We start from the raw sequence: 23,555 nt of genomic DNA on the forward strand, positions 1-23,555 counted from the left end.
CTGGGGTGGGGGGCGAGGTTGCGCGCGGTGCTCGACGGCCCCGACGCCGAGGCTCCCGACGACGTGGTGCGCGGCGCGGCCGACGTGCTTGCCGCGTGGGACTGGAAGACCAGGCCGACAGCCGTGATGGCAATGGCCTCCGAAAGGCATCCGCTGCTCATCGACTCGTTGGCACGCAGGCTCGCCGAACTCGGAAGGCTGGAGCATCTCGGGACGCTCGGCTATGCCGTCGAGCGTCGGCCTGTGACGGCTGCCAACTCGGCGTATCGTGTTGCGGCACTGGCAGGTTCCTGGGATCCGCCCGAATTGCCCGAGCTGACGGGGCCGGTTCTGCTGGTGGACGACATGACCGACACCGGGTGGACGCTGACCATGGCTGCGCGGATCGTGCGACAGGCCGGTGCGCCCGAGGTGTTGCCATTGGTGGTCGCGGCCGTCAGCTGACCGGGGCGGACCCGGGCCCGTACCGCATCGGCCCAGCACCACCCAGTTGGGCGCTGACCGCGTCGGCGGTGCCGATCAACGCTTTGGCGTGGTCGCGGATCTCGTTGTCCGTCAACGCCTTACCGATGCGCATCGACGCAACCATCACCTGGCGTCCATAGTGATCGAACACGGGTGCGGAGATGACGCTGATGTCGTGACGTCGGCGGCCGGGCTTCTCCTCGCGCAGGTACACCCGTTCGCCGATGTCGGAGACCAACTCGCCGAGAAGTGCACGCAATTCGTCGGGCATCGTGCTGGACATCCCTGCCAGCAGTGAGTACAGCCTGCGGCCTCCGGGGGTGAGGCGCTCGACCAGGTAGCCGTCGGCGCGGCATCGTTCGATCACCCGGTGCAGCCGGTCGGGATCGGTGCGCGACGCGTGCAGCGGCACCGTCGGTTCCATCGCCAACCAGTTGCGCACGGCCTCGTCGTCCCACAGCACGAACATCAACCCGACCGGCGGCGCGAACGGGTAGCTCTGGCCGACGTCGACGCCCGGCGTTGCGCCGGCCGGTGCGACGAGGTCCAGCAGCGTGATGCGGTCGTCGATGACGGCCGAGAGCCCTGCGGAGACGCCGAACTTCTCCGACAGCCGGCGCAGTTCCACGCGCGCGGCCGGGCTGACCCGCAGCGACTCCTGCGCGCGGTGTCCGAGCGTGATCAACGACGGCCCCAGGCGGTAGGTCTTGTCGGCGGCGTCGCGCACCAGGTAGCCGGCCTCGGTCAGCGAGGTGGCGATTCCCAGACAGGTCGGCTTGCTCAGCCCCAGTCGCCGCGCAAGTTCCGAGACGCCCAGCCGTTCCCTGGGACGTCCGGCCAGGTAGTCCAAGATCGCCACCACGCGCTCGGTGGGCGGGGAGGCGCGTCCGGCGGTTTCGGATGGCACCTGTGCAGACTACATTCGTTCCATATATGGAACGAGCCGGTCGATATATTGACTCTTGTTAGAACGCGTTCTAGTTTCGAGGCGTGTATTCACAGCCGCTGTCCGACGCGATCGCCGAGGCCGAGGGCCTCGTTGCCGCTGCGCCCTTCATCGAGTCCGAAGCCGACCTGCTCGAGGGTCTGCAGTACCTGGCAGGCTGCATCGCGGCCTGTACGCATGTGGCGTTCGACTACGACCGCGACCACCCGTTCCTGCACAGTGGCACCGGTCCCTTCACCAAGATGGGCCTGGACAACCCGGACACGATGTACTTCGGCACCCGGGTGGCACCCGGCAACGAGTACGTCGTCACCGGTAAACGCGGCACCACCACCGACGTCAGCTTCCAACTGCTGGGCGGTGAGTACACCGATGACAACGTGCCCGACAGCGAGACGGCCTTCGACGACCGCAAGCTCGACATCGCCGCTGACGGGACCTTCGAGTGGCGGTTCACACCTCCCGGTCCGTCACAACTCGTCATCCGCGAGGTGTACAACGACTGGTCCGCACAGCGCGGGACCTTCGCGATCGCGCGGACCGACACCGCGGGCACCGCACCGCCGCCGCTCACCGAGGAACTCATCCGGAAGCGCTACGCCGTGGCCGGAAAACAGTTGGTGCAGCGGGTCAAGACCTGGCTGCAGTTTCCGCAGTGGTTCTATACCGACAGTCCTGCCAACACGATGGTGTCACCGCGACTGACGCCCGGCGGTCTGGCGACCCAGTACTCGTCTGCCGGGCAGTTCGACCTGGCCGGGGATCAGGCGCTGATCATCACGCTGCCCGTCAGCGACGCACCGTATCTGGGGTTCCAACTCGGGAGCCTGTGGTACATCTCGCTGGACTACATCAACCACCAGACATCGCTGAACGGCACTCAGGCGCAGGCGGATCCGGATGGCAAGATCCGCATCGTGGTGTCGGACAGGAACCCGGGCGTGACCAACTGGGTGGAGACACTGGGCCACCGCAAGGGCTTCCTGCAGTTCCGCTGGCAACGGGTCTCGCGCGAGCTCACCGAAGCCGACGGCCCGACCGTCGATCTCGTCGCCTTCGACGACGTCGCCGCGGCGTTGCCCCACTACGAGTCCAACAAGATCTCTGAAGACGACTGGCGGGCGCGGATCGCACTCCGGCAGAGGCAAATCGGCGAAAGAATGGTGGGTTAGCGATGGCTGGAATGCTCGAGGACAAGGTCGTCGTCATCAGCGGCGTGGGACCTGCGCTGGGTACGACGCTGGCACGGCGTTGTGCCCAGGAGGGCGCCGATCTGGTGCTGGCAGCCCGCACCGTGGAGCGACTCGAGGATGTCGCCAAGGAGGTCACCGGCCTCGGCCGGCGGGCACTGTCGGTGGGCACCGACATCACCGACGAGGCGCAGGTGAACAACCTCGTCGACGAGTCGCTGAAGGCCTACGGCAGGGTCGACGTGCTGATCAACAACGCCTTTCGGGTGCCGTCGATGAAGCCGTTGGCCAACACCACCTTCGACCACATGCGCGACGCCATCGAGTTGACGGTGTTCGGCGCGCTGCGGTTGATCCAGGCGTTCACGCCCGCGCTGGCCGAGGCGAACGGTTCCGTCGTCAACGTGAACTCCATGGTGGTGCGGCACTCACAGGCCAAGTACGGCGCGTACAAGATGGCGAAGTCGGCGCTTCTGGCCATGTCGCAGTCGCTGGCCACCGAGTTGGGGGACCAGGGCATCCGGGTGAATTCGATTCTGCCCGGCTATATCTGGGGCGGCACGCTGGAAAGCTACTTCACCCACCAGGCCGGCAAGTACGGTACGACCGTCGACGAGATCTACAAGGCGACGGCCGCCGCCTCCGATCTGAAGCGGCTGCCGACCGAGAACGAGGTGGCTTCGGCCATCCTGTTCATGGCCGGTGACCTGTCTAGCGGCATCACCGGGCAGGCCCTCGACGTGAACTGCGGAGAGTACAAGGCATGACGCGAACCAACGTGGGCACCGTCGAGGACCTGCACGCCTCGGCCACCAAGGCGTGTGGCCTCGACGACTTCGGCAGTGACGACGACAACTACCGCGAAGCGCTCGAGGTGTTGCTGGACTCGTTCGCCCGCGACGCCGACCTGACCGAGATCGGCAGCAAGATGCACCGGTTCTTCACGCGCAACGCCCTGGTGGCTCGCCTGGTGTCCGAGGCCGCGTTCAAGCAGTATCCCGAGCACACCGACGTCGCCGTCGAACGCCCGATCTTCGTGACCGGACTGCCGCGCACCGGCACCACGGTGATTCATCGGCTGCTCACCGCAGACCCGCGGCACCAGGGTCTGGAACTGTGGCTGGCTGAGTTTCCGCAACCGCGGCCACCGCGTGAAACCTGGTCTCAGAATCCGGTTTTCCAGCAGATCGACGCCCAGTTCGCCAAGGCCCACGAAGAGAACCCGGATTACACCGGGCTGCACTACATGACCGCCGACGAGGTGGAGGAGTGCTGGCAGTTGTTGCGCCAATCCCTGCACTCGGTCTCATACGAGACTCTCGCGCACCTGCCCACCTACTCGCGGTGGCTGTCGCAACAGGACTGGACCAAGTCGTACAAGCGGCATCGGAAGAACCTCCAACTGATCGGGCTCAACGAACCGGAGAAGCGCTGGGTGCTCAAGAATCCCAGTCACCTGTTCGCACTCGACGCGATCTTCGCGGTGTACCCCGATGCGCTGGTGGTGCAATGCCACCGACCTGCCGAGACCATCATGGCCTCGATGTGCTCGCTGGCCCAGCACACCACGGAGGGCTGGTCGAACACCTTCGTCGGGGATGTGATCGGCGCCGACTCGATGGAGACCTGGTCGCGGGGGCTCGAGTTGTTCAACACCGAGCGGGCCAAGCATGATCCAGCGCAGTTCTGCGACGTGGACTACTTCGACTTCATCAAGGATCCGATCGCCAGTGTCGAAGGCATCTACCGCCACTTCGGTATCGACTTCACCGACGCCGCGCGGCGGGCGATCACCGACAGCCATGCCGAGAGCCAGAAGGGTCCCCGGGCGCCCAAACACACCTATTCACTTGCGGATTACGGACTGACCGACGAGCAGGTCAAGGCGCGCTTCGCGGGGCTCTGAGTACAGGCACCCACCGCCCGCAATCCACCCCCGTCGACATTCGATAACGTTGTACCGACATTGCATGTCGTCGGTACACCGAGGAGCGGTTACGTCGAATGTCTGACTCGCCATTTGAACTGACGGGCCGCACCGCGGTCGTCACCGGTGCGTCGCGCGGAATCGGCTACGCGCTCGCGGCCGGGTTGATGAGGGCGGGAGCCGACGTCATCACCCTGCAGCGTGCCGACCCCGGGTCCGACCTGCACTCCGTTGCCGCGCAACACCGCCGACGGTTGACGCACCACAGCATCGACCTCGCGTCGGAGGAATCGGTCGCCGCTGCGGTGGCGTCGGTGCTCGCCGACGACACCGTCGACATCCTCGTCAACAACGCCGGAACCCAGATCCGCCATGATTCCGTCGATTACCCACTCGAGGATTTTGACACCATGCTCGCCGTCAACCTGCGGTCGGTTTTCCAGTTGTGCCAGGGCTTCGGCGCTCCGATGGTGCGCCGGGGCAGGGGAAAGATCATCAACCTGGCGTCGCTGCTGAGCTTTCAGGGCGGCTACCGGGTGCCGGCGTACGCGGCCGCCAAGGGGGCGGTGGCGCAGCTGACCAAGGCGCTCTGCAACGAATGGGCGATTCACGGCGTCAACGTGAACGCCGTCGCGCCGGGTTATGTCACCACCGACATGAATGAAGCGTTGATCGCCGACACTGCCCGCCACGAGGCGATCTCGACGCGCATACCGGCCGGCCGGTGGGGCACACCCGATGACATGGTCGGTGCGGTGCTCTTCCTCGCCTCTACCGCGGCAGACTATGTCCACGGCGCGGTGATCCCGGTGGACGGCGGCTGGTTGGCCCGCTGACGTCGTCAGCCGTCGCCGGGGGAGGGGGCGCTGGAGTACTCCTCCAGGCAACCCTCGGCGATCGCGTGTTTGACGCTGTCGGCCAACCTGGGGCAGGACCGGGACCTGGCCGGGTCACCGCCGGACTCACGGATCTCGGCGAAGTGCGCACACCGTTGGGTGGCTTCGGAGTTCCATTGCACCGCGGTGTGCGTCGGACCCAACTTCTTGACCGACACGGCGACGTGGCAGAAGCGACAGTCGATCGACACCAGCCCGGAGGTCAGGTAGCGCTCACGATCGAGCCTGGTCGCTTCGTGCACCGCGGCGGCGCGGTCGGGGTCGGAGGCGAAATCCGGTGCCTTGCGCCACGAACCGGTCCGCTGGTCGTCCGCGACCGACCCGTGGTCGTGGTCGTCGTCGTCGTGTCCGCCGTGCAGCAGCAACATCGAACGGGCCAGCCGATCGACGTCCGGCGGTCGCCGCTCCTGGCTCATGTCACGAAACCTGAGTGGGGTGCTCCGAGGCTTCCTTGTCGGCGGCCTGGCGCTTGAGGTTCTCCTCGACTTCGACGGCCCACTTCTCGTTCGCCGCGGTGGTGTCGACCTCGATCTCGAAGCGGTCGGTCATCTCAGGCGTCACGTCGGCGACGTCGACATAGAACTGCTGGTACCAGCGACGCATCTGGTAGACCGCGCCGTCCTCCTCGACCAGCAGCGGGTTGTCGATGCGGGTCTTGTGCTTCCAGATCTCGACGTCCTGGAGGAAGCCCTTGCTGACACCCTCGGTGAACACCCTGGCGAGTTTGTCGGTGGTCTTCTCGTCGAGCCCCTTGGGCTTCTCGACGATCACGCCCCACTGCAGCATGAACGAGTCCTGGCTGACCGGGTAGTGGCAGTTGATCAGGATGGACTCGGCCTTGAAGCCGCCGTAGTTGTTGTGCAGCCAGTTGATCATGAACGACGGCCCGAAGTAGGAGGCCTCCGAGTCGAGGTGGGCTTCACCGTAGGTGGTGCCCATGTCGTCGATGTCCGGCCGTCCCACGTTGTGCAGGTACTGGCTGGCGATGTGTCCTTCGAAGACGTTCTTGAAGTACGTCGGCAGCCCGTAATGGATGTAGAAGAAGTGGGCCATGTCGGTGACGTTGTCGATGATCTCGCGGCAGTTGGAGCCCTCGATGAGCATCGTGTTCCACCGCCACTCGGTCCACTCGTCGTCGGCGGCCTCGGGGATCTCGGGGATCCGGACTTCCGGCTGAGGTGGATTGCCCTCCGCGTCGTGCCAGACGAACAGCAGACCGCCGCGCACGTCGGTCTCCCATGCTCGGGTCCGGGCCAGCCGTGGCGTGCGCTTGGCGTACGGCACCAGCTTGCACTTGCCGTCGCCGCCCCAGCGCCAATCGTGGAACGGGCATGCCACCTCGTCACCCTTGATGGTGCCCTGGGACAGGTTTCCGCCCATGTGTCGGCAGTAGCCGTCCATAACCTTGAGCTCGCCCTGGGAGTCGGCGAAGACGACGAGCATGGTGCCGAAGATCTCGATGCCGTGCGGCTTGCCGTCGCGGTAGTCCTTGACCGGTCCGAGGCAGTGCCAGCCCCGCGCGTACCTGTCGGGGAGCGCGCCGGTGTCGATCTCGCGGATACCCGCGGTTCCCGCGGATGTGTCAGTACTCACGGTGGGCCTCCCGCTTGTATGGGTCTCGAATTAGAACACGTTACAGTTTTTCTGGCTGTCGGCGCAATCCGATCGGCGTCCACCTGCGGAAATTGTTGCCGACAACACGCGCTGTGAACGTGTACCCGTTCCCGGCACCTGGTTTCGCCCGATCTCCCGGGCCTATATAGTGAACAGCGTGTGCAGTAATTCAGGAGTGACGTCGTGACGGCGCTGACCAGCCGGCAGACGGCCGGGGCGGCGGCCGGTCTGCAGCCGAGGCGCTGGCTCACCGTTGCCGCCGCGACCTGTGCGATCGCCTGGGGTGGCAACGAGTTCACGCCACTGCTGGTCATGTACCGGTCCGGCGGCGGGTTCTCCCCGCTGACGGTCGACCTGCTGCTGTTCGCCTACGTACTCGGCATCGTGCCCGCGTTGCTCATCGGTGGACCCATGTCGGATCGGTTCGGCCGTCGCCCGTTGATGCTTCCCGCGCCGGTGCTGGCCGCACTCGGTTCGACCATTCTGGCGCTGGGAGCCGATTCCGCACTGACGCTTGCGGTGGGACGGGTGTTCAGCGGCATCGCACTCGGGCTGGCGATGGCTGTGGGAGGAAGCTGGATCAAGGAACTGTCCAGTCCTCCGTGGGACGACGGTGATGCCGGGGCCCGGCGCGCCGCGATGAGTCTGACGGCCGGGTTCGGCCTGGGTGCCGGGGTGGCCGGCGTGCTCGCCCAGTGGGCACCCGCGCCGACGGTCTTGGCCTACGCGATTAACATCGTGCTGGCTCTCACGGCCGCCGCGCTGCTGCTGACCGCACCCGAGACCCGCGCGCCCCGCCCGAACGGCGTTCCGGCAGGGCAACACTCGAGCTTTCGCTTCTGGCCCTCTTTGTCAAGCTCGTGGAATGCCCTTTCGGGGGAGTTCCATCGCCGGTGGTTTCTGGTGGTGGTGCTCCCCGTCGCTCCGTGGGTGTTCGGCGCTGGTGCTTCGGCGTACGCGGTGCTGCCCGCGCTGATGACCGACCGGGTGGCCGGCGCTCCGATCGCGTTCTCGGCGTTGATGTGCGTCGTCACCCTCGGGGTCGGCTTCACCGTTCAACACATGGGACGACGACTGGGCAACGGCGGTCTGCGCGCGGTGCTGGCCGGGCTGGTGCTGCTCGCTCTCGGCATGGGGTCCGCCGCCTGGGCGGCATCGGTGTTGACGATCTGGGCGGCGCTGGCCGCGGCCGCGATGCTCGGTGCCGGGTACGGGATGGCGCTGTTGGCCGGCCTCCAGGAGATTCAGCGCATCGCCGGACCGGACGATCTCGCCGGGCTGACCGCGGTCTTCTACAGCTTGAGCTACCTGGGCTTCGCCGTGCCCGCGGCGTTGGCCTTCCTGTCGCAGAACTGGGCCGCGTCGACGTATCCGGTGATGTTCGGCTTCGGCGCGCTCGCGGCGGTCGGATGCCTGTTCGTCGTACTCGTCGGGGCGACGCGCCGACCGGCAATAAGCTGAGCCCGTGGTCGACCGGCAGGACACGAATCGCCGCGGCCGACCGCGCAGCGAGGCCGTGCGCGGTGCCGTCCTCAGGGCTGCCGCCGACCTGGCGCTGAGCGGCGGGCCCGCGGCGGCGACGGTCGACGCCATCGCCAAACGAGCCGAGGTCAGCCGCACCACGATCTACAAGTGGTGGCCGTCGGCGTCGGCGATCGTGCTGGAGGGTCTGCTCGACTCGGTGCGCGCGTCGATCACCCGCCCGCCGGGCAGCACCTCGGTGCAGGCGATCACCCATCACGTCTGCGCGCTGAACTCGATACTGGCCGATCCTGCTGTCGGCCCACTGCTGCGCAACGTGATCGGGGCATCCCCCTCGGATCCCGCCATCGAGCGGGCGCTGCTCGAACAGTGGATCGTCCCGCGCCGCGCTGCGGTCGCAGCGACGATGCGCGAGGCCGTCGGCAGCGGCGAACTGCCCGCCGACGTCGACGTCGAGGTCGCCGTCGACGCCCTGGTGTCACCGCCGTACTACCGGCTGATGTTCGGGATGGCACCGCTCGACGACGACGCGGTCGTGCGACTGGTGAACACGGTGTGGCACGGCTGCCGGACGCCGATCTAGCCGGAATTGCATTCCAACAGACATTTCTCGAGAAACGGCCTGCTGGAATGCAATTCCGGCGCAGAGGACCGTCACCCGGTGAGGAGTTGCTCGCTGAGCTCCCAGAGCCGCCGAGCCGAGTACGCGTTGATGGCGTGCGGCGCCACCTCGGCCGGGATGTCCAGGTCGGGACTGTTGGTCATCGGGCGGTCCTCGGTGTCCACCGGGGAGACGTCGCTGTCCTTCAGGTAGACCCCACCGATGTCCGCCAGCAGCGGGCTGGCCGCGGCGAAGACGATCGTGGCCGCTCCCTGCGCAGCGGTCTTCCGGCCGTGCTCGGGAATGATGATCGGCTGTCCCGCCTCGTCGATCAGACCCATCGCCCGAAGCGCGTCCTCACCGACCGAGCCGTTGAGGTTGGTGCCGACCACCACTCCCGGGTGCGGGGCGTAGCCCCGGATGCCGTCGTCGGACCACCGACGGTCCAGCTCCACGGCAAACAGGACATTGGCCGTCTTCGACTGTGCGTACGCGGTCCCTGCGTCGTATCCGGTGACCAAATGCAGGTCATCCCAATGGATGTCGGACAGCCGGTGGGCGCCGGAGGTCACGCTGACCACCCGGGAACCGCCTGCGGCGCGCAGGGCCGGATACAGCTCCACTGCCAGCTGGAAATGGCCGAGGTGGTTCGTCGCGAACTGGGCTTCGTAACCGCGGCCGTCGACCATCCGTTGGGCGGTTGGAGGCAAGCCTGCGCAGTTGACCAGCATGTGCACCGGTCGGCCGGTGCCGAGCCACCCGGTGGCGAAGTCGGTGATCGAGGCCGGATCGAGCAGATCCAGTCGGCCGACCTCGACACGGTCGAACCCGCCGACCGCGGCCGCTGCGCGAGCGGGGTTTCGGGCACCGACGACAACCGAGGCCCCGGCTCTGCTCAAGGCGCGGGTTGCCTGCAGGCCGATGCCCGAGTGTCCACCGGTCACCACCGCGTTGATGCCTTCCAAGCTGATGCCGTCGAGGACTTCGTCCGCCGTGGCGGCCGCGGAAAATCCCGATCCCAGTGGATGCTGGTTGTGGTGCAGGGTCTCAGGGGACATGCTTACTCTCCTCGAGGTCGAGACGGCAGATAAACGGAACGTTGTTCCGCTAACAATATGGAACATAGTTCCGTTTAGTCAAGAGAAGGGCGAATGGGCGATCGGTCAGCGGCGGGTGACGATGATCCGCCGCGTCGGGTGCGGGCTGACGCCCAGCGCAACATCGAGGCGGTCGTCGACGCCGCCACGGCGGTGTTCGCCGAATCGGGCGTCGACGCGCCGGTCCGGGAGATCGCTGTGCGAGCGGGCGTCGGCGTCGGAACGCTCTACCGGCACTTCCCGCAACGCTCCGATCTCATCGTCGCGGTGTTCCAAAAGGAGATCGATGCGTGTGCCGGCGCGGCTGACCGCCTCGGGACTACCTACGAACCGGACGAAGCGCTGGCGAGGTGGCTGCGCCGCTACACCACGCTGATCGCCACCAAGCGCGGACTGGCTGCCGCGCTGCATTCTGGCGATTCGGCGTTCGACGCGCTGCCCGGCTATTTCGACGAACGTATGGAACCTGCGCTGAGGTCGCTGCTCGATGCCGCGGGGAAGGCAGGCAAGATCAACGCAGACGTCGCGCCGGGCGATCTCCTGCGTGCGGTCGCCAACCTGTGCATGCCTGCCGACGCCGAGTCCTCGGGTCACGCCGACCGGATGGTGAACCTGCTCCTCGACGGTCTGCGCTACCGGTCCGCCGGCGACTAACTCTCCTGCCAGCCCGAGTGGATGTAGGTGTCGGCGAACCGTTTCAGTGAGTCTTTCTTCTTCTCGATCGGGGCGTCGAAGCCCAGGCCGTCGAAGACCCACGGGATGACGATGTTGTCGGTGACGCCCGCCTCGGCCAGTTCGCGGTGGCCGTCGACCCCGAACTTGTCGATGCACACCGCCTGGAACTCGAACGGCTGCTCCGCTCTTCCGAACTCGCCGCGCAGCGCGTTGATCTTCCCGATGGTCTCGGCCAACTGGTCGCCGGTCATCATCGCGCTGGTCCAGCCGTCACCCACCCGCGCGGCACGCTTGAGTGCGACGTCGGTGTGCCCGCCGACATAGAACGGCACGGGGACACTCGGTGCCGGGCTCATCTGCAGTCGGTCGAAATCGTAGAAATCGCCGTGGAATTCGACCATGCCCCCGCCGAGGACGAGTTTGATCACCTCGATCATCTCGTCGACCCGCTTGCCGCGTTTGGCGTAGGGCACCCCGCACCATTCGAATTCCTCAGGAGCCCAGCCGATCCCGACACCGAATCCGAACCGGTTGCCGGTGAGGTTCGCCACCGAACCGACCTGCCTTGCCAGCAGCAGCGGGTTGCGGGAGCCGAGCTTCATCACGTTGGTGTAGAAGCGCAGCGTGGAGGTCACCGCACCCATCGCGCCGGCCGCGATGAGCGGATCGACCCACGGGGTGTCCTCGTTCCACATCCGGGAGCCGTCCGGTGTGTAGGGATAGTCGGCGGCCTGCTTCTCCATGTAGAACAACGAGTCGGGCAGGGCGATGGAGTCGAAGCCGACTTCCTCCGCGGTTCTGGCGATCTCGACGAGTTGGTCGACCGGACCCATCGCGACGCTGCAGGTGTACTGCATCATGAGGCGGCGACGGGCTTATCGGCTGGCTTATCGGCTCCGACGACCCACATCGAGTAGTACTGCGCGCCACCTCCGTAGGCGTGGCCGAGCGCCTTGCGGGCGCCCTCGACCTGGTGCTCGCCGCCCTTGCCCATCACCTGGATGGCCGACTCCGCGAAGCGGATCATGCCCGAGGCGCCGATCGGGTTCGACGACAGCACCCCGCCCGACGGGTTGAACGGAATGCGGCCGTCCATCGCGGTCTCCCCGGCCTCGGTGAGCTTCCAGCCCTCGCCCTCGGGGGCAAAGCCGAGGCTCTCCAACCACATCGGCTCATACCAGGAGAACGGGACATACACTTCCGCGACGTCGATCTCGTCGATGGGGCTGGTGATCCCGGCCGCCTTCCACAGCGCCGCCGCAGCATCGCGGCTCGCCTGCGGGTTGACCTGATCACGGCCGGAGTAGGCCAAGGGTTCGGTGCGCAGTGCGGTGGCGTGGATCCATGCGACGGGATGGCCGTCCGCGACCCGGGCGTCGGCACTCTGCTCGTCGCCGATGACCATCGCGGCCGCCCCGTCCGAGGACGGACATGTCTCGTCGTAGCGGATGGGGTCCCACAGCATCGGGGACTCCATCACCTTCTCCAGCGTGATGTCGGGCTGATGCAGATGCGCCAGCGGATTCCGGGTGCCGTTGAGTCGGTCCTTCACCGCCACCATCGCGCCGATGTGCGTCGGCGCACCGGAGCGACGGATGTAGGCGCGAATGTGCGGTGCGAAGTAGCCACCCGCGCCGGCACCGACGGGTTTGGTGAACGGCACCGGAATGCTCAGCGCCCACATCGCATTGGATTCGGACTGCTTCTCCCACGCCATCGTCAGCACGCGGCGGTACTTGCCGGACTGGACCAGGCTGGCTGCCACGATCGCCGTCGAGCCGCCCACGGAACCGGCGGTGTGCACCCGGATCAGCGGCTTGCCGGTCGCGCCGGTGGCGTCGGCCATGAACAGCTCGGGCATCATCACGCCCTCGAAGAAGTCCGGGGCCTTGCCCACCACGACCGCGTCGATGTCGGCCATCGTGACGCCGGCGTCGACCAGGGCACGATCGATGGCCTCGCGCACCAGGCCGTTCATCGACACGTCCTTGCGCTTGGCGACGTATTTCGTCTGACCGGTGCCCAGAACTGCAGCGAGCTTCTTGCTCATCACTTTCCCTCCAGCACGGCGACCAGGTTCTGTTGCAGCACAGGCCCGCTGGTGGCGTGAGCCAGAACGCGGGAAGCGTTGCCCTCGAAGATGTGTCGGGCGGCGAAGCCGATGCGCTCCAGACCCGCGGAGAACATCGGGTTGGCGGCGAGCACTCCGCCGGACGGGTTGATCCGAGTGGATCCGTTGAGCCCGATCGCCTCTTTGAGGATCAGCTGCTGATGGCTGAACGGGGCATAGATCTCGGCGATCTCGATGGACGAGGCGTCCCCACCGGTCGCGGCGCGCGCCGAGGCCGCCGTGGACGGTGACGTCGTCAGGTCGCGGGCGCCCAGCACGGGCGTCTCGATGCGGTGCTCGATCCCGGTGATCCAGGCCGGTCGCTCCCGCAACTCGCGGGCGCGGTCCCCGGAGGCCAGCACGATCGCCGAGGCGCCATCGGTGATCGGGGCGATGTCATGGCGGCGCAACGGATCTGCGAAGTACGGCCGTTCCAGTAGTTCCTCGATGCTGCTCGCCGGCTCCACCGAGTCGGTCCGCGGGGCGGCCGCCATCGCGTCGAGCGCCACCTGGGCCATCTGCTCGGCGGTCCACTTGCCCGAGTCCAGCCCGAACCGGGCCTGCAGGCCGGCCATGCTGACCGAGTCGGGCCACAGCGGGGCGACGGTGTAGGGATCGGTCTGCAGCGCCAGAACCCGGCGCAGAATGCCCGCCGAGGACTTGCCGAAGCCGTAGACCAGTGCGGTGTCGATCTCACCGGTCAGCAGCTTGATGTAGGCCTCGTACAGTGCCCAGGCTGCGTCCATCTCCACGTGAGACTCGTTGATCGGGGGCACCGCACCGATCGAGTCGATGGCGGAGATGAACGAGAATGCTCGGCCGGCAAGATAATCCGACGATCCCGAGCACCAGAAGCCGATGTCGGTCTGTTTGAGTCCCAGCTCGGCGTAGATCTCGGCGAAACACGGCATCAACATCTCGACGCCATTGGTGGTCCCGTCGGTGCGGCGCACATGTGGTGCGTGCGCGAACCCGACGACGGCTACTTCTTCTCCCAAAGCCATGAGTCTCGTGTCCCTTTACAGGTGCTTCTTGTAGGTGTCGTAGTCGGCGTCCGGCTCACCCGTCGGCCGGAAGTACTCGATGTTGTCGATACCGAGGCCCCACTCTTCGCGGGGCTTCCACACGGCTTTCACCCGCATTCCCATCCGGACCTCGTCGGCGGCGATATCGGCGACGAGGTGCAGGACCGGGATGTCCGCACCGTCGAGCAGCACGTAAGCCGCGACGTAGGGCGGCTTGATCCGCTGTCCGGCGAACGGGATGTTGATGATTGCGAACGTCGTCACCGTGCCCGCGTCGGAGAGCTCGATGAACTCGTCGAGCTGCTGGCCGGTCGCCGGATCCGCTTCCCGCGCAGGGAAATACACTTTCCCGCCGGGGCCGGTCCGGCCCCCGAGCAGCTTGCCGGTCTCCAGCGCGCGCAGGAAGGCGCTCTCCGGACGTGACGCCGTGTGCTGGATCTCGATGCTGCTCGGCGAGACCTGGAGGGTCACCGGGTCGAGTCCCTCCGCCGGGGGAGGGACGTCCTCTTCCTCGTCGCCGAGGGCGAAGTACGCGATGTCGGTGATGGCACCGACCGTCTCGTCCGCCCAGTGCGCGTGCACCCGCGCGCCGGTGCCGATGGCATCCGATGAACCCGCATCGACGGCGTGCAGCAGTGGGGTGTCGGCCCCGTCGAGCAGAATCAGCGCCCAGGCGAACGGTCGATCCAGAGGCTGACCCTCCAGCGGCTCGGACTGCCAGGTCCACGACAGCACCGTGCCGACGCCGGCGACCGGGACGACCTCGGTCAGGGCTTCGTAGGTGACGGGGTCATACTCAGCGGGCGGAACGTGGACGCGGCCATCCGACCCGCGTACCCCGACAATGCGTCGCTCGCGCAGAGCGGTGAAGAACTCGCCGAGGAGTGGTCCTACTGAACGGGTGTAGTCGAATGACAGCCTCAGTGGCGCCGAAAGTGGCGGCTCATGGGGATCGATCTGCACCGGGCTGCTTTGGCTGGTGGTCACGGCATCGAGTAGAACAGGTTCTAAGTTTGGTTTCAAGGAGCGGGCCGGGCGGCCCGAAAGGACGGGTGCAGTGAAGCTGGGTCTTCAGTTGGGATATTGGGGTGCGCAGCCGCCCACCAACCACGCGGAACTGGTCGCCACCGCCGAGGAGGTCGGCTTCGACACCGTGTTCACCGCCGAGGCGTGGGGCTCGGATGCCTACACGCCGCTGGCGTGGTGGGGACGCGAGACGACGCGGATGCGGTTGGGCACCTCGGTGATCCAACTGTCCGCCCGCACCCCGACCGCGTGTGCGATGGCGGCGCTGACCCTCGACCATCTGTCCGGCGGTCGCCACATCCTCGGGCTGGGCGTATCCGGGCCCCAGGTCGTCGAGGGCTGGTACGGGCAGAAGTTCCCCAAGCCGCTCGCCCGCACCCGCGAGTACGTCGACATCTTTCGTCAGGTGTGGGCCCGGGAAGCCCCGGTCCGCAGCGACGGCCCGCACTATCCGCTGCCGCTGACCGGCGAGGGCACCACCGGGCTGGGCAAGAACCTCAAACCGATCACGCATCCGCGGCGCGCCGACATCCCGGTGATGCTCGGCGCCGAGGGGCCCAAGAACGTCGCCCTCGCGGCCGAGATCTGTGACGGCTGGCTGCCGATCTTCTACTCACCGCGCATCGCGGGGATGTACAACGAGTGGCTGGACGAGGGTTTCGCCCGTCCGGGTGCGCGGCGTACCCGGGAGACGTTCGAGATCTGCGCGACGGCGCAGGTCGTCGTCACCGACGATCGCCCGGCGGTCATGGAGATGATGAAGCCGCACCTTGCGCTCTACATGGGCGGGATGGGCGCAGAGGACACCAACTTCCACGCCGATGTCTACCGCCGGATGGGTTATGCCGAGGTCGTCGACGACGTCACTCGGCTTTTCCGCAACGACCGCAAAGACGAGGCGGCCACGGTCATCCCCGACGAGTTGGTCGACGACTCCGCGATCGTGGGCGACCTTGCCTACGTCCAGGAGCAGATCAAGGCGTGGGAGGCCGCGGGCGTGACCATGATGGTGGTGGGTGCCCGCTCATCCGATCAGATCCGCGATCTTGCGGGTCTTGTGTAGACAGTTCTTGCAGGGTGTCTAGAACACGTTCTAGATTGACGGTGTGACCGACCTCTCGCAACACACCATCGCCGGCTCTGTTCTCACCATGCCGGTCCGGGTGCGCACCGCCTATCAGCACACCGCGATGTTCGTCGTCGACGCCGACGCTGCGCAGCGGATGATCGACCACAGCGGCCTGCAGGTGTGTCGGTTCGCCAGAGGGCGCGCGTTGGTGGTGTTGATGCTGATGCGCTACGAGGACACCGACCTCGGCCAGTACTACGAGTACGGCACCAACGTGATGGTCAATCCTCCGGGGTCCACCGCGAGCGGGTTGTCGGCGCTGCAGTCGGCCGGCGCATTCGTCCACCACCTTCCGGTCGACCAGTCCTTCACGCTGGAGGCCGGCCGGACGATCTGGGGCTACCCGAAGGTGCTGGCCGATTTCACCATCCGCAAGGGCCGCTCGTTCGGGTTCGACGTGAGCATCGACGGACAGCTTGCCGTGAGCATGGAGTTCCAGCCCGGCCTGCCGGTGCCGTCGACCTTTACGTCGAGTAGGCAGGTGCACAACACGTACTCGCATCTGGACGGCGTCACCCGCGAAACCGCAGGCGAGATGCTGCTCACCGGGGTGCGCTACCGGCCCGGCGGGGTGAAGCTCCGTCTCGGCGACCACCCGTACGCGGCCGAACTGGCCTCGCTGGGTCTGCCCAAACGCGCGCTGATGTCCAGTTCGGCTGCCAACGTGGACATGACCTTCGCCAACGCCCGCGTGATTTCCCAGTGAGCACCAACCCCAGGAGTGTTATGACGTCCACATCCCCCGCTGTCGAAGCCGGTCTCGACGCCCGTCCGGATGTCGACCTCGCCGACGGCCGCTTCTACGCTGACGGCCCCGCGGCACGTGAGGCCTACAAGTGGATGCGGGCCAATCAGCCCGTGTTCCGGGACCGCAACGGCCTGGCCGCGGCCACCAGCCACCAGGCGGTTCTCGACGCCGAACGCAACCCGGAACTGTTCTCCAGTGCAGGCGGTATCCGCCCGGATCAGCCCGGCATGCCCTACATGATCGACATGGACGATCCGGCACACCTGTTGCGGCGCAAGCTCGTCAACGCCGGCTTCACCCGCAAGCGCGTGATGGACAGGCTGTCGTCGATCGAGACGCTCTGCGACACGCTGATCGACGCCGTGTGCGAACGCGGCGAATGCGACTTCGTCCGTGACATCGCCGCACCGCTGCCGATGGCCGTGATCGGCGACATGCTCGGCGTTCTGCCCGACGAGCGCGACATGCTGCTGAAGTGGTCCGACGATCTCGTGGGCGGGCTCAGCTCGCACGTCGACGAGCAGACAGTGCAGAAGCTGATGGACACCTTCGCCGCCTACACCGCGTTCACGATGGAGGTGATCGCCAAACGGCGTGCCGAGCCCACCGACGACCTGTTCTCCGTTCTGGTGAACTCGGAAGTCGAGGGCCAGCGGATGTCCGATGACGAGATCGTCTTCGAGACGCTGCTGATCCTGATCGGCGGCGACGAGACCACCCGCCACACGCTCTCCGGCGGTACCGAGCAGCTGCTGCGGCACCGCGACCAGTGGGAGGCGTTGGTCGCGGATCCTGACAAGCTGCCCGGCGCCATCGAGGAGATGCTGCGCTGGACCTCTCCGGTGAAGAACATGTGCCGGGTGCTCACCGGCGACACCGAGCTCCACGGGACCGAGCTGCGCAAGGACGAGAAGATCATGCTGATGTTCGAGTCCGCCAACTTCGACGAGAGCGTCTTCGGTGATCCCGAGAACTTCCGGATCGACCGGAACCCGAACAACCACCTGGCGTTCGGGTTCGGAACGCACTTCTGCCTCGGCAACCAGCTGGCCCGCCTCGAGCTCTCCCGGATGACCACGAGGGTGCTCCAGCGGTTGCCCGACCTGCGACTGGCCGAGGGAGCGGAGGTGCCGCTGCGGCCGGCCAACTTCGTCAGCGGTCCCGAGGCCATGCCGGTGGTGTTCACGCCGACGGCGCGGGTGCTCGACTGACGTTCTGCCGAAACGGTATTCCACGCGGTTTCGAGGCCACTTGGGCCGCGCGGAATACCGTTTCGGCGGAGTTTTTACTTCATCTGGAAGTTGGGGGCCCGCTTTTCCTTGAAGGCCCGCGGGCCTTCCTTGGCGTCGTCGGACAGGAACACCGGGATGCCGTTGGCGGTGTCGGGCTTGAACGCGTCCAGCTCGTGCATGCCCTCGGCCTCGCGGATGGTCTTGAGGATGGCCTGCACGGCCAGCGGACCGTTGTTGTTGATCACCTCGGCGATCTCGAGGGCCTTCTCCAGCGCGGTGCCGTCGGGCACCACATAGCCGATCAAGCCGTACTGCAGCGCCTCGGCCGCGGTGATGTGACGGCCGGTCAGCAGCAGGTCGCAGGCGATCGTGTACGGGATCTGGCGGGGCAGTCGCACCGCGGATCCGCCCATCGGATACAGGCTCCACTTCGCTTCGGAGATGCCGAACTTTGCGCTCTCGCCGGCGACGCGGATATCGGTGCCCTGCAGGATCTCGGTGCCGCCGGCGATCGCGGGACCCTCGACGGCCGCGATCAGCGGCTTGGTCAGGCGTCGGCCCTTCAGCAGTCCCTCGATCTTGGTCGGGTCGAAGGCGCCGCTCTTGAACGAGTCCCCGGGCGGTGCCTTGGTGGCGGTCTTGAGGTCCATGCCCGCGCAGAAGTAGCCACCGGCGCCGGTCAGGATGCAGGTGCGGATCTCGGGATCCTCGTCGACGCGGTTCCACGCATCGACCATTATCGAGAGCATCTCAGTGGAAAGTGCGTTGCGTGCCTCGGGCCGATTCAGCGTCAGGATCAACGTGTGTCCGCGCTGCTCAATGAGGGCGTCGGGGCCCTTCTGGGGTTCCGCCACGAGTATCCGCCTTCCAGCGTCGGTGCCACAGACTTGTCTGGAAATGTAACACGTTCTAGTTTAGAGCTGTGGCCCTGAATATCGCGGATCTCGCCGAACACTGCATCGACGCTGTGCCCGATCGCATCGCCCTCATCGGTGGCGACGAACAGTTGACCTACGCCCAGTTGGAGGAGAAGGCCAACCGGCTGGCCCACTACCTCATCGACCAGGGTGTCAAGAAGGACGACAAGGTCGGCCTGTACTGCCGCAACCGCATCGAGATCGTCATCGCGATGCTCGGCATCGTCAAGGCCGGCGCCATCCTGGTCAACGTCAACTTCCGCTACGTCGAGGGTGAGCTCAAGTACCTCTTCGACAACTCCGACATGGTGGCGTTGGTGCACGAGCGCCGGTACGCCGACCGGGTGGCCAACGTGCTGCCCGAGACTCCGAACGTGAAGACCATCCTGGTGGTTGAGGACGGCAGTGACGATGACTTCGAGCGCTACGGCGGCGTCGAGTTCTCCTCGGCACTGGAGCAGGGTTCGCCGGAGCGTGACTTCGGGCCGCGCAGCGAGGACGACATCTACCTGCTGTACACCGGCGGCACCACCGGCTTCCCCAAGGGTGTGATGTGGCGCCACGAGGACATCTACCGGGTGTTGTTCGGCGGCACCGACTTTGCCACCGGCGAGCCGATCGCCGACGAGTACGACCTGGCCAAGCAGGCTGCCGCCAGCGGGCCGATGGTCCGGTACCCGATCCCGCCGATGATCCACGGCGCCACCCAGTCCGCCACCTGGATGTCGCTGTTCTCCGGCCAGACCGTGGTGCTGGTGCCCGAGTTCGACGCCGACGAGGTCTGGCGCACCATCGCCACGCACAAGGTCAACCTGCTGTTCTTCACCGGTGACGCGATGGCGCGGCCGCTGCTGGATGCGCTGCTGGCCCACCAGGACGCCGGGAACGAATACGACCTGTCATCGCTGTTCCTGCTCGCGAGCACCGCTGCGCTGTTCTCCACCAGCATCAAGGAGAAGTTCCTCGAGCTGCTGCCCAACCGGATCATCACCGACTCCATCGGGTCCTCGGAGACCGGCTTCGGCGGCACCAGCATCGTGGCCAAGGGGCAGTCACACACCGGTGGTCCCCGGGTCACGATCGACAGGAACACCGTCGTCCTCGACGAGGACGGCAACGAGGTGGTCCCGGGTTCTGGCGTGCGCGGCATCATCGCCAAGCGCGGCCACATCCCGGTCGGCTATTTCAAGGACGAGAAGAAGACCGCCGAGACCTTCAAGACGATCAACGGTGTGCGGTACGCGATCCCGGGCGACTACGCCGAGGTCGAGGCCGACGGCAGCGTGACGATGCTGGGCCGCGGTTCGGTGTCGATCAACAGCGGCGGGGAGAAGATCTACCCCGAAGAAGTCGAAGCCGCGCTCAAGGGTCACCCCGACGTGTTCGACGCGCTCGTCGTCGGTGTGCCGGACCCGCGCTTCGGTCAGCATGTCGCCGCTGTGGTGCATCCCAGAGAAGGCGTGCGGCCGACGCTCGCCGAGCTGGATGCCTTCGTGCGCAAGGAGATCGCCGGTTACAAGGTGCCGCGCAGCCTCTGGTACGTCGACGAGGTCAAGCGTTCGCCCGCGGGCAAGCCCGACTACCGCTGGGCCAAGGACACCACCGAGGAGCGGCCCGCCGATGACGTGCACGCCAAACATGCTGGGGTGAAATAGCCATGGGGCGAGCGAAGCGACGGGGGAAATGACAATGAGAACCGAACTCTGCGAGCGCTTCGGCATCGAGTACCCGATCTTCGTCTTCACGCCGTCGGAGAAAGTGGCCGCGGCGGTCAGCAAGGCAGGCGGGTTGGGTGTGCTGGGTTGCGTCCGCTTCAACGATGCCGACGACCTCGAGAACGTGCTGCAGTGGATGGACGCGAACACCGACGGTAAGCCGTACGGCGTCGACATCGTGATGCCGGCCAAGGTGCCCACCGAGGGCACCAGTGTCGACATCGACAAGCTCATCCCGCAGACGCACCGCGACTTCGTCGAGAAGACGCTCGCCGACCTCGGGGTACCGCCGCTGCCCGACGACGAAGCGAAGTCCGAAGGTGTTCTCGGATGGCTGCACTCGGTGGCGCGCAGCCACGTCGAGGTGGCGCTGCGGCATCCCATCAAGCTGATCGCCAACGCGCTGGGCTCACCGCCCAAGGACGTCATCGACCAGGCCCACGAGGCAGGCGTCCCGGTGGCCGCTCTGGCGGGCTCGGCCAAACACGCACTGCGCCATGTCGAGAACGGCGTGGACATCGTCGTCGCGCAGGGTCACGAGGCCGGCGGACACACCGGCGAGATCGGCTCGATGGTCCTGTGGCCGGAGATCGTCGACGCGGTCGCCGGCAGGGCATCGGTGCTCGCCGCGGGCGGCATCGGCACCGGTCGTCAGGTCGCGGCTGCGCTCGCGCTCGGAACTCAGGGTGTCTGGATGGGGTCGGCGTTCCTGACCGCGGCCGAGTACGACCTCGGGGTGCGCACCGCGGGCGGCGCATCGGTGATCCAGGAGGCGATGCTCGCCGCGACATCCAGCGACACCGTGCGCCGGCGGATCTACACCGGAAAGCCTGCGCGGCTGCTGAAGTCGCGCTGGACTGAAGCCTGGGACGCCGACGGCGCACCCGAGCCACTGCCGATGCCGCTGCAGAACATTTTGGTCAGCGGGGCTCACCAGCGGATGAACGAGGCGAAGGACCCGAGCGCCGTGGCCATGCCGGTGGGTCAGATCGTCGGCCGGATGAACGAGATCCGTCCGGTCGCCGACATCGTCGCCGAACTGGTCAGCGGCTTCGAGGAAGCGACCACGCGGCTGGACGACATCCGCGAGGGTTAGTCCGGCAGCAGTTCGAAATCGGTTCGGGTGGAAGCGATTCCGTTCACCCGGATGTCCACGCCGTGGACGCCCGGGTAGTAGCGCCGGGTGGTGATGGGCCGCAGCGAGTGTTCCCTCGTGATCGTGACCCGCTCGCCCGGGGCCAGTGTCCTGGTGGTCAGCTTGAACACCTTCGCAGCCTGGCCGCCGTTGGCCTTGCGGTGGTGGACGGCGTAGTCGATCGCCAACCGCGCGGGCTCGTCACCGTCATTGCCGATGGTGGCCGAGAACCTGAGGCGCCCGCCGAACGGCACCGTCGCCTCCTCCAGCACCGGTCCGTCGATCGTGACGGTGACCGCGGGGAACCCGAGCAACTCCAGTGCGACCGGGTGCCCGCGCTTGACCAGGGTACGAAGCCCGTGGCGTACCACCGCGGGTGTGCTGCCGTCGGGCGCCGCGGCCGCGAGCCAGCGCCGCGCGGTGTCGACCACGGGGTCGGCGTGGTCGCGGCTGAGGTCGTTGAGGTGGTTGGCCACCGAACGGCGCACCACGGGATCGGGGTCGCGGTAGAGCGCGTCGAGGATCGAGATCGTGGCGTCGGTCCTGGCGCCGAGTTGCGGGACCCGAATCGCCCACGGCAGGTATGGCCGGGTCCCCTCGGAGGCCAATCGGCGGATCGCCGCGTCGGGCGAGGTGGTCCACGCCGCGATGATCGTCAGCGCGCGATCGGGGTCATGACGCAGAAGGGTCCGGATGGCGAACTCAGCGGTCAATCGTCCGGTCAGATCAGCCAGCAGAGCCATCGCGTCATCAAAGGCGGGGTGACCGCCGTCCAGCACAGCCCGGTCGGCGACCGCGGTCGACACCGGCCAGATCATCCAGCCGCTGAACGGCGCCGTGCCGTCCCGGGCCGAACGCACCACCGCGGCCAGCGTCGCGAAGTCACCGGGGACATCGGCCAGAAGCGCATCACGGAGCAGATCGGCACGTCCGCGCAACGGCAGCGGGCCCAGCCCGGTGGCCACCTTCCGCAGGGCGGTCAGGGAGTTTGCCGGGGCGGCCGCCTCGATGGCCGACACAAGAGCCGTTGCGGTGCCTTCATTGATCAGTTCCTCGGCCAACGGCATGCAGCGATGCTAGCCACCGGGTCCGACGCGCCGGCGTAGGTTGGCTGCTGTGAACGGTGCACATGCTCTGCTGAGCACGCTGGTCGGCAATGGCGTGGACACGTGCTTCGCCAACCCGGGCACCTCGGAGATGCACTTTGTGGCCGCGCTTGACGGCGTGCCGCAGATGCGCGCCGTCCTGGCGCTGTTCGAGGGCGTGGCCACCGGAGCCGCCGACGGGTACGCGCGGATGGCCGGCAAGCCGGCGGCGGTGCTCCTGCACCTGGGGCCCGGCCTGGGTAACGGCCTGGCGAACCTGCACAACGCGCGGCGGGCGCACACCCCGATGATCGTTGTGGTCGGCGATCACGCGACGTATCACAAGGCCTACGACGCACCGTTGGAATCCGATATCGATGCGGTGGCCGGCACCGTGTCCGGGTGGGTGCGCCGCACGATGCGCACCGCCGACATCGCCGCCGACGCCTGCGATGCGATCACCGCGAGCCGGGCCGGTCTGGTGTCGACGTTGATCCTGCCCGCTGACGTGTCCTGGAACGACGGTGGTCGCACTGCTCC

The 23,555-nt window shown here is 66.9% G+C and carries 23 protein-coding genes and 1 pseudogene; 14 read left to right on the plus strand and 10 right to left on the minus strand.

Features of this window, described 5'->3' with window-relative positions:
- A pseudogene (locus WA965_RS27635) lies at positions 1-444 on the plus strand (recombinase RecQ); the annotation flags it as partial.
- Here the strand turns inward: WA965_RS27635 and WA965_RS27640 are convergent.
- Entirely contained in the window at positions 437-1,372 is a 936-nt protein-coding gene (locus tag WA965_RS27640) for an IclR family transcriptional regulator (protein ID WP_526294821.1), read from the minus strand. The pseudogene WA965_RS27635 and the gene WA965_RS27640 sit on opposite strands and share 8 nt — an antisense overlap.
- A gap of 83 nt (positions 1,373-1,455) precedes the next feature.
- Between WA965_RS27640 and WA965_RS27645 the strand changes: the two genes are divergently transcribed.
- From WA965_RS27645 to WA965_RS27660, 4 genes are all read left to right on the plus strand, one after another.
- Positions 1,456-2,583 (plus strand): hypothetical protein, encoded by a 1,128-nt coding sequence (locus tag WA965_RS27645; RefSeq protein WP_526294819.1) that lies wholly within the window; start codon positions 1,456-1,458, stop codon positions 2,581-2,583.
- 2 nt (positions 2,584-2,585) lie between these two features.
- Positions 2,586-3,368, plus strand: a complete 783-nt coding sequence (locus tag WA965_RS27650; protein ID WP_526294817.1) for an SDR family NAD(P)-dependent oxidoreductase — start codon at positions 2,586-2,588, stop codon at positions 3,366-3,368.
- Positions 3,365-4,507, plus strand: coding sequence for a sulfotransferase (locus tag WA965_RS27655; protein ID WP_526294815.1), 1,143 nt, complete (start codon positions 3,365-3,367; stop codon positions 4,505-4,507). Before WA965_RS27650 ends, WA965_RS27655 begins: the two co-directional genes overlap by 4 nt.
- 98 nt (positions 4,508-4,605) lie before the next feature.
- Positions 4,606-5,364: an SDR family oxidoreductase gene (locus WA965_RS27660; RefSeq protein ID WP_526294813.1), complete on the plus strand. Its 759-nt coding sequence runs from the start codon at positions 4,606-4,608 to the stop codon at positions 5,362-5,364.
- A gap of 5 nt (positions 5,365-5,369) precedes the next feature.
- Here WA965_RS27660 and WA965_RS27665 read toward each other — a convergent pair whose 3' ends face one another.
- Both WA965_RS27665 and WA965_RS27670 read right to left on the minus strand, forming a co-directional pair.
- A complete protein-coding gene (locus WA965_RS27665) occupies positions 5,370-5,840 on the minus strand; it encodes a hypothetical protein (protein ID WP_526294811.1) in 471 nt (156 codons plus the stop codon).
- Between the two features lies 1 nt (position 5,841).
- Positions 5,842-7,017 (minus strand): 3-ketosteroid-9-alpha-hydroxylase subunit A, encoded by a 1,176-nt coding sequence (locus WA965_RS27670; RefSeq protein WP_526294809.1) that lies wholly within the window; start codon positions 7,015-7,017, stop codon positions 5,842-5,844.
- 204 nt (positions 7,018-7,221) lie between these two features.
- On the opposite strand from WA965_RS27670, the gene WA965_RS27675 reads away from it, so the two are divergent.
- Positions 7,222-8,499 carry an MFS transporter gene (locus tag WA965_RS27675; RefSeq protein ID WP_526294807.1) on the plus strand — a complete coding sequence of 426 codons (1,278 nt, stop codon included), beginning with the start codon at positions 7,222-7,224 and terminating at the stop codon, positions 8,497-8,499.
- 4 nt (positions 8,500-8,503) lie between these two features.
- Positions 8,504-9,103 (plus strand): TetR/AcrR family transcriptional regulator, encoded by a 600-nt coding sequence (locus tag WA965_RS27680; RefSeq protein ID WP_526448248.1) that lies wholly within the window; start codon positions 8,504-8,506, stop codon positions 9,101-9,103.
- Between the two features lie 71 nt (positions 9,104-9,174).
- Here the strand turns inward: WA965_RS27680 and WA965_RS27685 are convergent, their stop codons facing one another.
- Positions 9,175-10,179 (minus strand): SDR family NAD(P)-dependent oxidoreductase, encoded by a 1,005-nt coding sequence (locus WA965_RS27685; protein ID WP_526295227.1) that lies wholly within the window; start codon positions 10,177-10,179, stop codon positions 9,175-9,177.
- A gap of 93 nt (positions 10,180-10,272) precedes the next feature.
- Here WA965_RS27685 and WA965_RS27690 point away from each other — a divergent pair, with 93 nt between their 5' ends.
- Entirely contained in the window at positions 10,273-10,872 is a 600-nt protein-coding gene (locus WA965_RS27690; RefSeq protein ID WP_526295229.1) for a TetR/AcrR family transcriptional regulator, read from the plus strand.
- Here the strand turns inward: WA965_RS27690 and WA965_RS27695 are convergent.
- Genes WA965_RS27695 through WA965_RS27710 form a run of 4 tightly spaced genes read right to left on the minus strand, consistent with a single transcriptional unit; the run spans position 10,869 to position 15,015 of the window.
- Positions 10,869-11,750, minus strand: coding sequence for a TIGR03619 family F420-dependent LLM class oxidoreductase (locus WA965_RS27695; protein ID WP_526295231.1), 882 nt, complete (start codon positions 11,748-11,750; stop codon positions 10,869-10,871). The genes WA965_RS27690 and WA965_RS27695 overlap by 4 nt on opposite strands.
- Entirely contained in the window at positions 11,750-12,943 is a 1,194-nt protein-coding gene (locus tag WA965_RS27700; RefSeq protein WP_526295233.1) for a thiolase family protein, read from the minus strand. The genes WA965_RS27695 and WA965_RS27700 overlap by 1 nt, the downstream gene beginning before the upstream one ends.
- A complete protein-coding gene (locus WA965_RS27705; protein ID WP_178361687.1) occupies positions 12,943-14,007 on the minus strand; it encodes a thiolase family protein in 1,065 nt (354 codons plus the stop codon). The genes WA965_RS27700 and WA965_RS27705 overlap by 1 nt, the downstream gene beginning before the upstream one ends.
- Before the next feature lie 15 nt (positions 14,008-14,022).
- Complete coding sequence (locus WA965_RS27710; RefSeq protein ID WP_526295235.1) at positions 14,023-15,015, minus strand: Zn-ribbon domain-containing OB-fold protein; 993 nt, start codon at positions 15,013-15,015, stop codon at positions 14,023-14,025.
- 70 nt (positions 15,016-15,085) lie between these two features.
- On the opposite strand from WA965_RS27710, the gene WA965_RS27715 reads away from it, so the two are divergent.
- The 3 genes from WA965_RS27715 to WA965_RS27725 all read left to right on the plus strand — a co-directional run bounded on the left by WA965_RS27715 (position 15,086) and on the right by WA965_RS27725 (position 18,142).
- Positions 15,086-16,117 carry an LLM class F420-dependent oxidoreductase gene (locus tag WA965_RS27715; protein WP_526295237.1) on the plus strand — a complete coding sequence of 344 codons (1,032 nt, stop codon included), beginning with the start codon at positions 15,086-15,088 and terminating at the stop codon, positions 16,115-16,117.
- Positions 16,118-16,205: 88 nt separating this feature from the next.
- A complete protein-coding gene (locus WA965_RS27720; RefSeq protein WP_526295251.1) occupies positions 16,206-16,889 on the plus strand; it encodes an acetoacetate decarboxylase family protein in 684 nt (227 codons plus the stop codon).
- A 20-nt stretch (positions 16,890-16,909) separates the two neighbouring features.
- Complete coding sequence (locus tag WA965_RS27725; RefSeq protein ID WP_526295239.1) at positions 16,910-18,142, plus strand: cytochrome P450; 1,233 nt, start codon at positions 16,910-16,912, stop codon at positions 18,140-18,142.
- Positions 18,143-18,216: 74 nt separating this feature from the next.
- Here the strand turns inward: WA965_RS27725 and WA965_RS27730 are convergent, their stop codons facing one another.
- Complete coding sequence (locus tag WA965_RS27730) at positions 18,217-19,017, minus strand: crotonase/enoyl-CoA hydratase family protein (protein ID WP_526295241.1); 801 nt, start codon at positions 19,015-19,017, stop codon at positions 18,217-18,219.
- A 68-nt stretch (positions 19,018-19,085) separates the two neighbouring features.
- On the opposite strand from WA965_RS27730, the gene fadD19 reads away from it, so the two are divergent.
- A complete protein-coding gene (fadD19, locus tag WA965_RS27735; RefSeq protein WP_526295243.1) occupies positions 19,086-20,735 on the plus strand; it encodes a medium/long-chain-fatty-acid--CoA/3-oxocholest-4-en-26-oate--CoA ligase in 1,650 nt (549 codons plus the stop codon).
- Positions 20,736-20,769: 34 nt separating this feature from the next.
- On the plus strand, positions 20,770-21,891 hold the full coding sequence (locus tag WA965_RS27740; RefSeq protein ID WP_526295245.1) for an NAD(P)H-dependent flavin oxidoreductase: 1,122 nt from the start codon (positions 20,770-20,772) through the stop codon (positions 21,889-21,891).
- On the opposite strand, the gene WA965_RS27745 is transcribed toward WA965_RS27740, so the two are convergent.
- Positions 21,888-22,997, minus strand: a complete 1,110-nt coding sequence (locus WA965_RS27745; RefSeq protein WP_526448249.1) for a DNA alkylation repair protein — start codon at positions 22,995-22,997, stop codon at positions 21,888-21,890. The genes WA965_RS27740 and WA965_RS27745 overlap by 4 nt on opposite strands.
- Before the next feature lie 49 nt (positions 22,998-23,046).
- Between WA965_RS27745 and WA965_RS27750 the strand changes: the two genes are divergently transcribed.
- A partial coding sequence (locus WA965_RS27750) for a thiamine pyrophosphate-binding protein (protein ID WP_526448250.1) occupies positions 23,047-23,555 on the plus strand: 509 nt, incomplete at its 3' end.

It is taken from the genome of Mycobacterium sp. (assembly GCF_049683935.1).
Lineage (GTDB): Bacteria > Actinomycetota > Actinomycetes > Mycobacteriales > Mycobacteriaceae > Mycobacterium.